The sequence below is a fragment of the Pantoea sp. GL120224-02 genome (assembly GCF_900215395.1).
Classification (GTDB): Bacteria; Pseudomonadota; Gammaproteobacteria; order Enterobacterales; family Enterobacteriaceae; genus Pantoea; species Pantoea communis.
The window spans coordinates 320,981-334,208 of the sequence record NZ_OBEC01000002.1; the positions used below are offsets into that span (position 1 = coordinate 320,981).

At 54.5% G+C, this 13,228-nt stretch carries 14 protein-coding genes; 5 read left to right on the top strand and 9 right to left on the bottom strand.

The features are described 5' to 3' along the window. Nucleotides 1–30: 30 nt before the first annotated feature. From nusB to nrdR, 4 genes are all read right to left on the bottom strand, one after another. Complete coding sequence (gene nusB, locus CRO33_RS06415; protein ID WP_038648596.1) at nucleotides 31–450, bottom strand: transcription antitermination factor NusB; 420 nt, start codon at nucleotides 448–450, stop codon at nucleotides 31–33. A 19-nt stretch (nucleotides 451–469) separates the two neighbouring features. Further along, the gene (ribH, locus tag CRO33_RS06420) at nucleotides 470–940 is read right to left on the bottom strand and encodes a 6,7-dimethyl-8-ribityllumazine synthase (RefSeq protein ID WP_034831031.1); all 471 of its coding nucleotides are present in this window, start codon (nucleotides 938–940) and stop codon (nucleotides 470–472) included. 93 nt (nucleotides 941–1,033) lie between these two features. Then, nucleotides 1,034–2,137, bottom strand: a complete 1,104-nt coding sequence (gene ribD, locus CRO33_RS06425) for a bifunctional diaminohydroxyphosphoribosylaminopyrimidine deaminase/5-amino-6-(5-phosphoribosylamino)uracil reductase RibD (RefSeq protein ID WP_097117500.1) — start codon at nucleotides 2,135–2,137, stop codon at nucleotides 1,034–1,036. A 3-nt stretch (nucleotides 2,138–2,140) separates the two neighbouring features. After that, nucleotides 2,141–2,590: a transcriptional regulator NrdR gene (nrdR, locus tag CRO33_RS06430; RefSeq protein ID WP_034831027.1), complete on the bottom strand. Its 450-nt coding sequence runs from the start codon at nucleotides 2,588–2,590 to the stop codon at nucleotides 2,141–2,143. A gap of 172 nt (nucleotides 2,591–2,762) precedes the next feature. Here nrdR and lysM point away from each other — a divergent pair, with 172 nt between their 5' ends. Together lysM and CRO33_RS06440 are read left to right on the top strand one after the other, a co-directional pair. Beyond that, nucleotides 2,763–3,200: a peptidoglycan-binding protein LysM gene (gene lysM / locus CRO33_RS06435; RefSeq protein ID WP_045833917.1), complete on the top strand. Its 438-nt coding sequence runs from the start codon at nucleotides 2,763–2,765 to the stop codon at nucleotides 3,198–3,200. Between the two features lie 15 nt (nucleotides 3,201–3,215). Beyond that, nucleotides 3,216–3,779 carry a DUF3251 domain-containing protein gene (locus CRO33_RS06440; protein WP_097117501.1) on the top strand — a complete coding sequence of 188 codons (564 nt, stop codon included), beginning with the start codon at nucleotides 3,216–3,218 and terminating at the stop codon, nucleotides 3,777–3,779. A gap of 59 nt (nucleotides 3,780–3,838) precedes the next feature. Here the strand turns inward: CRO33_RS06440 and secF are convergent, their stop codons facing one another. From secF to queA, 5 genes are read right to left on the bottom strand one after another with little or no spacing between them, the layout of a single operon-like run. Then, nucleotides 3,839–4,807 (bottom strand): protein translocase subunit SecF, encoded by a 969-nt coding sequence (gene secF / locus CRO33_RS06445; protein WP_038648607.1) that lies wholly within the window; start codon nucleotides 4,805–4,807, stop codon nucleotides 3,839–3,841. A 10-nt stretch (nucleotides 4,808–4,817) separates the two neighbouring features. Further along, on the bottom strand, nucleotides 4,818–6,665 hold the full coding sequence (gene secD, locus CRO33_RS06450) for a protein translocase subunit SecD (RefSeq protein ID WP_097117502.1): 1,848 nt from the start codon (nucleotides 6,663–6,665) through the stop codon (nucleotides 4,818–4,820). A gap of 25 nt (nucleotides 6,666–6,690) precedes the next feature. Then, nucleotides 6,691–7,023 carry a preprotein translocase subunit YajC gene (gene yajC, locus CRO33_RS06455; protein ID WP_034831018.1) on the bottom strand — a complete coding sequence of 111 codons (333 nt, stop codon included), beginning with the start codon at nucleotides 7,021–7,023 and terminating at the stop codon, nucleotides 6,691–6,693. A 25-nt stretch (nucleotides 7,024–7,048) separates the two neighbouring features. Then, a complete protein-coding gene (gene tgt, locus CRO33_RS06460; protein ID WP_097117503.1) occupies nucleotides 7,049–8,173 on the bottom strand; it encodes a tRNA guanosine(34) transglycosylase Tgt in 1,125 nt (374 codons plus the stop codon). A 38-nt stretch (nucleotides 8,174–8,211) separates the two neighbouring features. Then, nucleotides 8,212–9,282 (bottom strand): tRNA preQ1(34) S-adenosylmethionine ribosyltransferase-isomerase QueA, encoded by a 1,071-nt coding sequence (queA, locus tag CRO33_RS06465; RefSeq protein ID WP_097117504.1) that lies wholly within the window; start codon nucleotides 9,280–9,282, stop codon nucleotides 8,212–8,214. Between the two features lie 105 nt (nucleotides 9,283–9,387). On the opposite strand from queA, the gene CRO33_RS06470 reads away from it, so the two are divergent. From CRO33_RS06470 to CRO33_RS06480, 3 genes are all read left to right on the top strand, one after another. After that, nucleotides 9,388–9,969 (top strand): ACP phosphodiesterase, encoded by a 582-nt coding sequence (locus CRO33_RS06470; protein ID WP_097117505.1) that lies wholly within the window; start codon nucleotides 9,388–9,390, stop codon nucleotides 9,967–9,969. A 165-nt stretch (nucleotides 9,970–10,134) separates the two neighbouring features. After that, nucleotides 10,135–10,944: an inositol monophosphatase family protein gene (locus tag CRO33_RS06475; protein WP_097117506.1), complete on the top strand. Its 810-nt coding sequence runs from the start codon at nucleotides 10,135–10,137 to the stop codon at nucleotides 10,942–10,944. A 282-nt stretch (nucleotides 10,945–11,226) separates the two neighbouring features. Beyond that, nucleotides 11,227–13,179 (top strand): acyltransferase family protein, encoded by a 1,953-nt coding sequence (locus CRO33_RS06480; RefSeq protein WP_097117507.1) that lies wholly within the window; start codon nucleotides 11,227–11,229, stop codon nucleotides 13,177–13,179. Nucleotides 13,180–13,228: the final 49 nt, after the last annotated feature.

Genomic DNA, 13,228 nt, shown 5'->3' on the forward strand with positions numbered 1-13,228 from the left:
GAAAAAGGCCGGTAAACCGGCCTTTCGCATTTATTTTTTATTGGGTCGAATTTGTGGGGCTGCTTTATCCAGCACGCCGTTGACAAACTTGTGGCTGTCTTCGGCGCCAAACACTTTGGCCAGTTCGATGCCTTCGTTGATGGCCACTTTATAAGGCACATCAGAACGTTTGCTCAGCTCATACAGCGAAAGACGCAGAATGGCTTTTTCCACCTGACCCAGCTCTTCCAGCTGACGTGACAGGTAAGGCTTCATCAGACCGTCCAGGTACGCGCTGTTAGTCGCCACACCGGCCAGCAATTCGCGGAAATAGCTAATATCGACGTCTTTGACGTCTTGTTCCGCCAGAAACTGGTATTCCACATCGGCAATGTCGTTGTTCGACAGCTGCCAGGAGTAAAGCGCCTGGACAGCGCACTCACGGGCGCGACGACGAGCAGCAGGTTTCACAAAATTCCCCTTCCAAAAATCAGGCTTTGATGGCTTTCAATACGTTAATCATTTCGAGTGCAGTCAGGGCCGCTTCGGCGCCTTTATTACCTGCTTTGGTGCCGGCGCGTTCAATCGCCTGCTCGATGTTTTCGGTGGTTAACACGCCGAAAGTCACCGGAATTTCGCTGGTCATCGCCACGTTGGCAATGCCAGAGCTGGCTTCACCTGCCACATACTCGAAGTGGGCGGTGCCGCCACGGATCACGGTTCCCAGAGCCACGATTGCATCGTGCTTACCGGCTTTTGCCAGTGCGCGCGCTGCCAGAGGCAGTTCGTAAGCGCCTGGAACCCAAACCACAGTGATGTTTTCTGCTTTGACCTGGCCAATACGCTTCAGCGCATCCACCGCGCCATCCAGCAGGCTGTCATTAATGAAGTTGTTAAAACGCGCAATAACGATGGCAATGTGAGCATCAGGCGTGGCAACAGGAGCTTCGATAACTTTCATACATATCCTTTGGGTGTTTGATTTATGGCCCCGCAGAAGGGGGCGGATTCTATCATACTCTTTGGCGACGCGCTCAGGCTTTTCAGTCGGTGCTTAAGCGGGCGTCAGGGTCAGCCGCAGGTCCGCGCCAACCCTGCGCACATCGCTGAACTTCAGCTCTGGCGCATCAGCCAATTGTTCCAGTCCAGGCAGCTCACACAGACCGCGTGCCGCATTGCCCAGTAGTTTCGGTGCCACATAGACAATCAGTTCATCGACCAGTCCAACCTGTAACAGTGCCCCCGCCAGACTGGCGCCAGCTTCAACCCACACCGAGTTAATCTGACGCTGGCCGAGTATCATCATCATCGCCACCAGATCCAGTTGCTCTCCGCGCAGCGGCACCGCAATCTGGCTGACGCTGTCTGGCCAGGTTTGCTGATCGATTTCACTGCGCATCAGCCAGGTTTCGCCCGGCTGACTCATCAGTCGATGTTGCGGCGTCACACGCTGCTGGCTATCAATCACCACGCGAATCGGCTGACGCAGCGTGGCTTCATCCAGCTGCTGGCGTGCATCTTCATTCAGTTCGCCCCAGCGCACGGTTAATGACGGATCGTCTGCCAACACGGTGGCGCTGGAGGTAAGAATAGCCGAACTCTGGGCACGTAATTGTTGCACATCGCGCCTTGCCGCCGCCGAGGTGATCCATTGACTTTCGCCACTGGCCATCGCGGTGCGCCCATCAAGGGATGCGCCGAGTTTGAGCTGAATCCACGGGAAGCCAGTGCGCATACGTTTCAGAAAACCACGATTCAATGCTTCAGCTTCGCTCATCATTAAGCCGTGGCTGACTTCAATCCCGGCCTGCTGCAAACGATACAAGCCGCGTCCCGCCACTTGCGGATTGGGATCCTGCATTGCCGCCACCACGCGACTGACGCCCGCAGCGATCAACGCATCGCAACACGGCGGCGTGCGGCCATGATGGCTGCAGGGCTCCAGCGTGACATAAGCGGTCGCACCTTTAGCTTTTTCACCCGCCATGCGCAGCGCGTGCACTTCAGCATGCGGCTCGCCCGCACGGTGATGCCAGCCTTCGCCGACAATCTCGCCGTCGCGTACAATCACGCAGCCAACATTAGGATTAGGTGTGGTGGTAAAACGTCCGCGACGCGCCAGTTCCAGCGCACGCGCCATGTAGCGTTCGTCAGTCATGGCTTAGTCCTGTAAGCGGGCGATCTCTTCGCCAAAATCACGGATATCTTCGAAGCTGCGGTACACCGAAGCAAAGCGGATGTAAGCGACCTTATCGAGTTTCTTCAGCTCTTCCATCACCAGATTACCGACCAGCTTGCTGGGAATTTCGCGCTCGCCAGTGGCACGCAGTTGCGTTTTAATGTGGTTGACGGCGTTATCCACCGCATCGGCGCTCACCGGGCGCTTCTCCAGCGCCTTCATCATGCCGCTGGCGAGCTTATCTTCGTTAAAGGGTTCACGCACATCGTTGCTTTTCACCACGCGCGGCATCACCAGCTCAGCCACTTCAAAGGTGGTAAAACGCTCATGGCACACCAGACACTGGCGGCGGCGACGCACCGATGAACCTTCACTGACCAGGCGAGAATCAATCACTTTGGTATCCACAGCGGAGCAGAAGGGGCAATGCATGACGTTTCCTGTCGCGAGATAAATAGGCCACACAGTGTAGCGCGATCTTCAAAGCAACTGAATACACGCGACCGAATCACCGCCTGGCTCACAGATGCAGGATGTCACGCTCTGTAAACAAGAAAAGCCACTAAGCTTAAACAGCCAATCCGGCACATTTGCAGGAGGTCACATGGGTCTGTTCAATTTCGTGAAAGAAGCAGGTGAAAAGTTATGGGATGCCGTCACTGGCGCTGACGATCCCAGCAAAAAACTACAGGATCATATTAATCAACTCGGCTTACCTGACAGCGATAAAGTCAAAGTCGATGTGCAAGGCGACACCGTTACCGTGAGCGGTGATGGCATTTCACAGGAGCTGAAGGAGAAAATCCTGGTGGCCGCCGGTAACGTGGCAGGGATTACCAAGGTCGATGACAAGGTCACCGTCACCGACAGTGCGCCAGAAGCCGATTTCTATACGGTGAAAAAAGGCGACACCCTGAGTGCGATTTCCAAACAGGTCTACGGGAATCCCAATGAATACAACAAGATTTTCGCAGCAAACAAGCCAATGCTGACGCATCCTGATAAGATCTACCCCGGCCAGGTATTACGTATTCCGAAATAACAGAAAGGACAATGCATGACGATCAGGACGTTTTGGGCGCCCGCCGCACTTTCGCTGCTGGTGCTCAGTGGTTGTAGTTCAACGCCGACTTCACCGCAGGTCAAAGAGTTACATCAGGAAGTCAGCCAGCTTAACCAGCAGATGCGCAAGCTCACCAATCAGGCAACGGCGCTGGAAATTCAGGGTCAACTCAATGGGCAATCAACCCAGGGGGCATGGCTGTTGCCGCAAGCCAACACTCCCGTCGAGTTACAGACGCAGGTGGGCAAATTGCGCCTGTCACTGTCTCGCGTCGAGGGGGAAGCCAGTGGTAGTCGCGCCAACCTGAATATCCGTTCCACCGATGACCAGCCGATCCCCGCGCTGAGCGCCACGGTGGTGTGGGGTGAGCTGGATCCAGCCAGTGGCAAACCGCTGAATGCGGAGAGTCTGAGCCAGACCATTCAGGTTGAGGCGAGTCTGATGCCACGCAGTTCGGTAACAGTGCCGCTGCGCCTGAGCGGACTGACGCCGGAGCAACTCGGCTTTGTGCGCGTGCATGATGTGCAGAGCACAGCAGCCACCAAAACCGCGCCCTGATCAGCAGGCATAAAAAAACGGGCTGCCCTTAGGCAGCCCGTTTCATTTCATCAGCAGAATTAAGGCAGGATAGAAGGCTGATCTGCGCCCTCTTTCTCCACTTTCTGCACCAGCATGTGTTCACGCTTCATACCCAGTTTCAATGCCAGAGCAGAAGAAACATAGATCGATGAAACGGTACCGATGGTGACACCGATCAGCATGGTCAGCGAGAAGCCTTTCAGCAGCGCACCACCAAAGATGAACAGAATCAGAATCATCGCCAGCGTGGTCAGCGAGGTGATCAGGGTACGGCTCAACGTCTGGGTCAGCGACACGTTAGTAATATCGTAGGAAGAACCGCGACGAATTTTGCGGAAGTTCTCACGAATACGGTCGGAAACCACGATTTTATCGTTAAGCGAGTAACCAATCACCGACATCAGTGACGCGACAATCGTCAGGTCGATCTCGATGTGTGACAACGCCAGAATGCCGCAGGTGATAATGACGTCATGCGCCAGTGCCAGCACGGTACCCAGCGCCAGACGCCACTCAAAGCGGAAGCCGATATAGATCAGAATCGCAATCAGTGCCGACAGCAGCGCCATCGCACCGGCTTGCGCCAGATCGCTACCCACGCTTGGGCCGACGAACTCAATGCGCTTCACGGTCGCGTTCTGCTGCGTCGTCTCATTGATGGAGGTCACGACTTTGTTGCCGAGCTCCTGACCTGCTGCACCGGTGGCTGGCGGCATACGCACCATCACGTCACGGCTGCTGCCAAAGTTCTGCACCAGCGGCTCCTGGAAGCCCGCTTTCACCAAACCTTCACGCAGTGCGTCCAGATCGGCCGGTTTTTCCAGGTTAATCTCAATCACCGTTCCGCCGGTAAAGTCGAGGCCCCAGTTGAAGCCTCGCACACCGATAATGGCGATAGACGCCACAATCAGCAGACCGGAGATGATGAATGCCAGCGTATCCCAGCGCATAAAGTCGACGACCTTACGCCCGTGGTTTAGCTGCTCAATACTATATTCCTGTGCCACAACGCACTCCTCAGATGGACAGCTTGTTGATGCGTTTGCCGCCGTAAACCAGGTTAACGATGGCACGGGTGCCGACGATAGCGGTGAACATTGAGGTCGCGATACCGATAGCGGTGGTGATCGCAAAGCCTTTAATGGAGCCGGTACCGACCGCATAAAGAATGATAACTTTGATCAGCGTAGTGACGTTGGCATCGACGATACTGGAGAAGGCGCCTTTGTAGCCTTCGTGAATCGCCTGCTGTACCGAGCGTCCGTTACGCAGTTCTTCTTTAATACGTTCGTTAATCAACACGTTGGCATCGACAGCAACCGCCAGCGTCAACACGATACCGGCAATCCCCGGCATGGTGAGTGTCGCACCCGGCAGCAGTGACATGATGCCGACAATCAGCACCAGGTTGCACAGCAGCGCGCTGGTCGCAATCAAACCAAATTTCTTATAGAACACCACCATAAACAGAATGGACGCGATCAGACCCCACAAGCAGGCTTCGAGACCCTGAGTGATGTTCTGCTGGCCCATTGTTGGACCAATGGTACGCTCTTCCACAATCTGAATTGGCGCGATCAACGCACCGGCACGCAGCAGCAGCGACAGCTGACGCGCTTCGTTCGGGTTGTTGATACCGGTGATGCGGAAGCTGTTACCGAGGCGCGACTGAATGTTCGCCACGTTAATCACTTGCTCCTGTTTCACCAGGATTGCACGACCGTTGGCGTCTCTCTTACCGCTGTCCTTGTACTCCACAAACAGGGTCGCCATCGCTTTACCGATGTTGTCCTTGGTGAAGTTCGACATCATGTTACCGCCCGCGCCATCCAGTGAAATGTTCACCTGCGGCTGGTTGTACTCGTCCATACTGGACGTCGAATCGGTAATATGGTCACCGGTCAGAATCACACGCTTGTACAGCACCACTGGCTGGCCTTCACGCGTCTCTTTCACTTCCGAATCACCCGGCACACGGCCACTCGCCGCGGCAGTTGGATCAACGGTGGTGTTTACCAGACGGAATTCCAGGGTTGCAGTGGCACCCAGAATCTCTTTGGCACGCGCCGTATCCTGAATACCCGGCAGTTCCACCACGATGCGGTCAGAACCCTGACGCTGCACCAGAGGCTCGGCAACGCCAAGCTGGTTCACACGGTTACGCAGGATATTGATGTTCTGCTGAACCGCATACTCACGGGCTTCGCTCAGACGCGCATCGGTCATCACCGCACGCAGCGTATCGCTGCCGACGCTGGAGATCACCAGATCGCGATGACGCGGTGACAGGTAGCTGATCGCCGCATCACGGCTGGCACCGTCGCGGAAACGCACTTCTACACCGTAGTTAGCGATTTTATTGACGTTGGTATACGGGATGCTTTTGTCGCGCAGGTCACTGCGCAGGCCATCGGCATTCTGCTCTTGCAGCTTGCCCAGAGCGGTATCCATATCCACTTCCATCAGGAAGTGTACGCCGCCACGCAGATCAAGACCGAGTTTCATCGGCTGTGCAGCCAGCATGGTCAGCCAGCGCGGAGTAGCCGGCGCGAGGTTGAGTGCCACAACATAGTTGTCGCCCAACGCGGTAGTGATGGCATCACGCGCGCGCAGCTGCGCATCCTGATTGTCAAAACGGGCCAGAATGGCGCCATTTTCCAGAGCGAGGGATTTGCTCTGGATATTATCTTGTTTTAATAAAGTCTGGACCTGATCCAACGTCTGTTCACTGGCGGCGCCACCGCGCGCACCAGTGATCTGAACGGCCGGATCCTCTCCATAAAGGTTAGGAAGCGCATAGAGCAGGCCGACGAGAATCACGACGACCAGCATGATGTACTTCCACAAAGGATAACGGTTTAACACGGCAGTTCCCTTCGGGAAGAAAAAATTACAGCGCCTTCATAGTACCTTTCGGCAGAACGGCGGCCACGAAATCACGTTTTACAACTACTTCAGTGGTGTCGTTCAGGGCGATAGAAACGTAGCCGTTGTCAGCCACTTTGGTCACACGACCTACCAGGCCACCGCTGGTTAACACTTCATCACCTTTAGAGATGGAATCCATCAGCTTCTTGTGATCTTTAGAACGTTTCTGCTGCGGGCGCAGAATCATGAAATAGAAGATCAGACCAAACACCACCAGCATGATCACCAGAGAATAAGGACTTCCCTGAGACGGAGCGCCTGCTGCGGCAACGGCGTCAGAAATGAAAAAGCTCATTAAATTTCCCTCATTGATAGAATTATCAGACGTTTAACGGTGGAACCGCTTTACCCGTCCGTTGGTAGAACTCGCTAACAAAGTGCTCTAATTTACCCTCTTCGATGGCCTTACGTAAACCCGCCATCAGACGCTGGTAATAGCGCAGATTGTGAATCGTATTCAGACGTGCGCCCAGTATTTCGTTACAACGATCAAGATGATACAAGTAGGCGCGGCTATAATTGCGACAGGTGTAACAATCACAATCCGCATCCAGCGTTGCCGTGTCATCTTTATACCTGGCGTTACGGATTTTCACCACGCCATCGGTCACAAACAGGTGACCATTACGCGCATTACGCGTTGGCATGACGCAGTCAAACATATCGATACCGCGGCGAACGCCTTCCACCAGATCTTCTGGCTTGCCGACGCCCATCAAATAACGCGGTTTATCTTGCGGAATTTGCGGACAGACGTGTTCCAGGATACGGTGCATGTCCTCTTTAGGTTCACCCACCGCCAGGCCGCCCACAGCGTACCCATCAAAGCCGATATCTACCAGACCTTTAACCGAGACATCTCGTAAATCTTCGTAAACACCGCCCTGAATAATGCCGAACAGCGCATTTTTATTCCCGAGTGAATCAAAGCGATCGCGGCTACGCTGCGCCCAACGCAGTGACATCTCCATCGAACGTTTGGCGTAATCCCAGTCTGCTGGATACGGCGTACACTCGTCGAAAATCATCACCACGTCTGAACCGAGGTCGTACTGAATTTCCATCGATTTTTCCGGATCGAGGAAAATCGGGTCGCCGTTGATCGGATTACGGAAATGCACGCCCGCTTCGGTGATCTTACGAATGTCACCGAGGCTGAACACCTGGAAGCCGCCGGAGTCAGTGAGGATCGGTCCCTGCCAGTTCATGAAATCATGCAGGTCACCGTGCAGTTTCATAATCTCCTGGCCCGGGCGCAGCCACAGGTGGAAGGTATTACCGAGCAGGATCTGCGCGCCGGTGTCTTTCACTTCTTCCGGCGTCATGCCCTTCACGGTGCCGTAGGTGCCCACAGGCATGAATGCCGGGGTTTCCACCACACCACGATCGAACACCAAACGGCCACGGCGCGCGCGCCCGTCGGTGGTATCTAATTCAAATTTCACATTGACCTCATTAGATAATCAGAGAAACAGTCTGATTATTAAGCTCCAACCACTTCGTCAGGAGCCTGTGGATTACGGGTGATGTACATGGCATCCCCGTAGCTAAAGAAACGGTACTGCTCTGCCACCGCGCTTTGGTAAGCCGCCATGGTATTTTTGTAACCGGCAAATGCTGACACCAGCATAATCAGCGTCGATTCCGGCAGATGGAAGTTGGTGATCAGCGCATCAATCACCTGATAGTGATAGCCGGGATAGATGAAGATCTGCGTGTCGTCGAAGAAGGGTGCAATCAGCGCATCCTGAGCCGCCTGCGCCGCGCTCTCCAGAGAACGCACGGAGGTGGTGCCCACCGCGACCACTTTGTTGCCACGCGCTTTACACGCCAGCACCGCATCCACCACATCCTGCGGCACTTCGGCATACTCAGAGTGCATGATGTGGTCATTGATGTTCTCGACGCGCACCGGCTGGAAGGTACCTGCGCCAACGTGCAGCGTGACAAATGCCATTTCGATGCCTTTCGCGCGCAGCGCGTCCAGCAACGGTTCATCAAAATGCAAACCGGCGGTCGGTGCGGCTACCGCACCCGGACGCGCACTGTAAACGGTTTGATAAAGTTCGCGATCCGCTTCTTCGTCCGGACGATCAATATACGGCGGCAGCGGCATATGACCGACGCTGTTAAGGATATCCAGCACTGCGCGGTCATCGGCAAATTCGATTTCAAACAGCGTATCGTGGCGCGCGACCATGGTGGCTTTGACGCTTTCGTCATCGCCCAGCAGCAGCTCTGCACCCGGCTTCGGCGCTTTCGAGGCACGCACATGCGCCAGCACGCGTTTGTCATCCAGCATGCGCTCCACCAGCATCTCGATTTTGCCGCCACTGGCTTTTCGGCCGAAGACACGCGCCGGAATAACGCGGGTATTGTTAAACACCAGCAGGTCGCCCGGATTGAGTTTATCCAGTACGTTGGTAAACACTTCATGGCTTAACGCCCCACTTGGGCCATCCAGCGCCAGCAAGCGGCAACCGCTGCGCTGCGCCTGCGGATAGTGGGCGATCAAAGATTCTGGCAACTCAAAAGCAAAATCGGCTACACGCATGCATCACTTCTTTCAGGACTCAAAAAACAGGCGGCATAGTTTAGCGGAAAAGCGGCAAATTCTGAACAACTGGCTGCATATCTGTGATTCTGCCTATAATGCGCCATGAACTTTCTCGCTCACCTTCACCTCGCACAGCTGGCAGACAGCTCCCTGCTGGGCAATCTGATGGCCGACTTCGTGCGCGGCAATGTGCAATCGCAATGGCCGGAACCGGTTGTGGCGGGCATCGCTATGCATCGCCGACTGGATGTTTTGACGGATAACCTGCCGGAAGTGCGTGAAGCGCGGCAATTCTTTCGCGCTGAAACTCGTCGCGTTGCGCCCATCACGTTGGATGTCATCTGGGATCATTTCCTCGCGCTGCACTGGGACCAGCTGCACCCTTCCCAATCGCTGGTCGCGTTCACGGCGGCAGCCGAGCGTGAAATCATGCCGCAACTGCCCGGCACGCCAGAAGGATTCATCGAACTCAATTCGGTGATGTGGCGCGAGCGCTGGTTTGAGCACTATGCCGAACCAACGCGGCTGGCCCGCGTATTGAGCGGTATGGCACATCGCCGCCCGCGTCTGGCAGCACTGCGCGACTCCTATCAGGATTTTGTCGATCATTATCAGCAACTTGAACCGCTGTTCTTCCAGTTCTATCCGCGCCTGATGGACGCTGCGCGCCACCAGCAACTCTAAACCCGCTTTTTTTTCACAATCCCAGCATTTACGCCTCTTGCCAGCCGCACTCATCTGCGGCTTAATGAAACCTTTCTTAACTTTTGTTAAGTAGGTCACACCGCCAGGTCGCCTGTTTCGGCGTTTTTTGTCACTTCGTTTGTCAGAAAATGATAAGAGGGAAAGATGTCATCAGCTACGCTAACCGAACTTGACGCGCGTTATCACTTTGCCTGTGATGTCGCTAAAACTGCAGCCAGCCGCGCTTTATCCTGGTATCAGCAGCGTCATCAACTGGTGATTGAGCATAAAAAGGATTTACAGGATGTGGTTAGCGAAGCCGACCGCAACGTGGAAGAATTGGTCAAGCACCTGATTTACGAACGCTTTCCCGATGACGCCGTGCTGGGTGAAGAGAGCGGTGGTGAAACTACAGGTGCGCGCTTTGTCTGGGTGATTGACCCGATTGATGGCACCAGTAACTTCCTGAATGGATTACATAACTGGTGCGTGTCACTGGCGATTGTCTGCGAAAATGAACCGGTAATTGGCGTGGTCTGCGATCCCAACCATCATGAAACCTTCCACGCCTGCCGTGGTAAAGGCGCATGGGTTAACGAAAAACGTATTCAGGCGCACAGCGCTCAGCATCTCAATCAGGGCGTGCTCGGCATCAGCAGTTCGAACAGTCAGCCGGTAGAACCGCTGACAGCCTTTATTGGTGGCTTGCTGTCACAGGGCGGGATGTTCATCCGTAATGGCTCTGGCGCATTAATGAGTGCCTGGGCCGCCGCTGGTCGTTTAATTGGTTATTACGAAGCGCATATGAATCCGTGGGACGGTTTACCTGGGATTGTATTGATGCGTGAGGCCGGCGGCATAACCAATGATTACCTTGGTCACAACGGTCTGCAGCAGGGCAATCCTGTGCTGCTCGCCAATAGCGTTATCTACCCCCAGCTTAAAGCACTGTTACCCGCGCATATCAGCCTGTAGCCGATTCACCACATCATGAAAGATAAGCCTGAAGGATAATCCGGGCTTATCTTTTCGCTATTTATGCTTCAGCGGTGTAAATACAAATACCACCTTAATCTGCGATTATTCTAATTTTCTTCCGCCCTGATATTTAGCGGCTAAAAGCGCGTATTCTGTCAGCGTCAATCATCCCTTGTAATACCCATTTTTCTCCTTTGTAACTTTTATCGGCGACAGGATGCGCCGATTTATTTTTTCTGGAACGCATAACCATTCTTATCCTAACTTCTGGGTTAAATTATGACTGCGAATGCCTCTCACCGTTATCGGGCGGATATTGACGGCCTGCGCGCCGTCGCCATCATTCTGGTGGTACTCTTTCACTCCGGCGTCACCTCGCTGCAGGGTGGCTTTATTGGTGTCGACCTCTTCTTTGTTATTTCCGGCTTTCTGATCGGCGGTATTATCAGCAAGGAAATATCCGAGGGTCACTTCTCATTTTATCAATTTTATTTACGCCGCATTAAACGTATCGCTCCCGCGTTATTTTTCATGATGACGATATTGCTGCTACTGGGCTTCATCCTGCTCTCACCGCTAGAGTTCAGCCAGCTGGCCAAATACAGCCTGGCGGTATTTATCGCCGTACCCAATATGCTGCTACTCAAGAGCGGTGACTATTTCAGTACCGATTCCGATTTAAATCCCCTGCTCATGACCTGGTCATTGGGAATAGAAGAACAGTTCTATATTGTGCTGCCATTCATTCTGCTTTTGGCCGTACGACTCAAACGTTCGATGCGCTCTGTGGTACTGATACTGAGTGTGATCTCTTTGGTGGCCTGTATCGGGATCACACCGTTTGCCACCACCCACGCCTTTTATCTGTTGCCAACCCGCGCCTGGGAACTCGGTGCCGGTGTGCTGCTGGCGCTGTGGAAACCACAACCCCTCACCGGCCGAGCGGCCAGCCTGCTCAATCTGCTGGGCTGGGTGATGATTATCGCCGCCAGCCTGTTGCTTAGTAGCCATAGCCAATTTCCGGGCTGGTTGGCGATCATTCCCGTGCTGGCGGGTTGCCTGATGATCGGTGCGCGCAGCGAGCTTAACCAGTTACTGTTAGAATATCCGCTGATGCGCTTTATCGGCAAGATCTCTTATTCCTGGTACCTGTGGCACTGGCCGCTGCTAAGTCTGGCGCGCATCTGTAGCGATCACCCCCTTACCGTCTGGCAAGGTTTGATGATCTGCGGTGCAGCGCTGGGTCTGGCCTGGTTTTCGTGGCGCTTTGTCGAGCAGCCCTTCCGCCAGACGCGCATGGGCACGCGTTGGGTAATCCCCGGCTACTGTGCCTCATCCCTGATTGCGGCGGGTGCGATGCTGCTGTTGTGGCAAACCGGGGGCATGAAATCGCGGGTTAGTGAACTCGTCGTGAATGCGGACAGCTGGAAAATCTCGGCGCAGCGTAATCCGTGCTTGCTTGATTACGGGGCTAACCTGCCCTCCGGGCATGAGGAGTGTCATCCAAACACCGATCGCCCCGGTATCGCCTTAATTGGCGACAGTCACGCTGCCGCACTACGTGCTTCGGTGTCGGGCTATGCACAACGTCAGCATAAACCGCTGTATCAACTCACCAAAGCCTCCTGCCCGTTTCTGATTGGTGCCACGCGCGTGGTGAGCCAAATGCCACATCATGCGCAGCAATGCATCACTTTTAATCAGGAAGTGCTGAAGATGGTGCTGAGCGACAAGGTGGACGAAGTGGTGATCAGCGCCTATTGGGCATCGGGTATGAGCCTGTTGCCCGGTGCCGGTTTCCGCGAAACCGATCATCCTGAAAAGAGTAATCTTGAGGCGCTGCAAGCGGGTATGGATCGCGTGGTGGCTCAGCTGACTCAGGCGGGCAAAAAGGTCACGGTAATAGAGGATGCGCCTTCAGTGGACGTTGACCCGCTGCGCTACAGCAATAACCGTAATATCCCGATTCGTCGCGAACTGAGCGCCTGGCTGAGCAAGTGGGAAGCCCCGCCGCTGCTCTCTGAGCGCACCAGATTGTTCCAGTTCCCGGAAGAGGCCTTGGAGAAATTATTGCAGCGCTATAAGCAACAAGGCGTACGCGTGTTATCGCTGCGAGAGAATCTGTGTAATGAGCAGGGTTGTTTGATCACCAGCGGAGGATTGCCGCTCTATTATGATGACAATCACCTGAGCCCGGCGGGCGGAGAGATTGCGTTGGGTAGCAACTGGTAGTCGTGCTTCGCCCTGCGCTTTTCATCATACTTAAAAGCTCAGGGCGAGA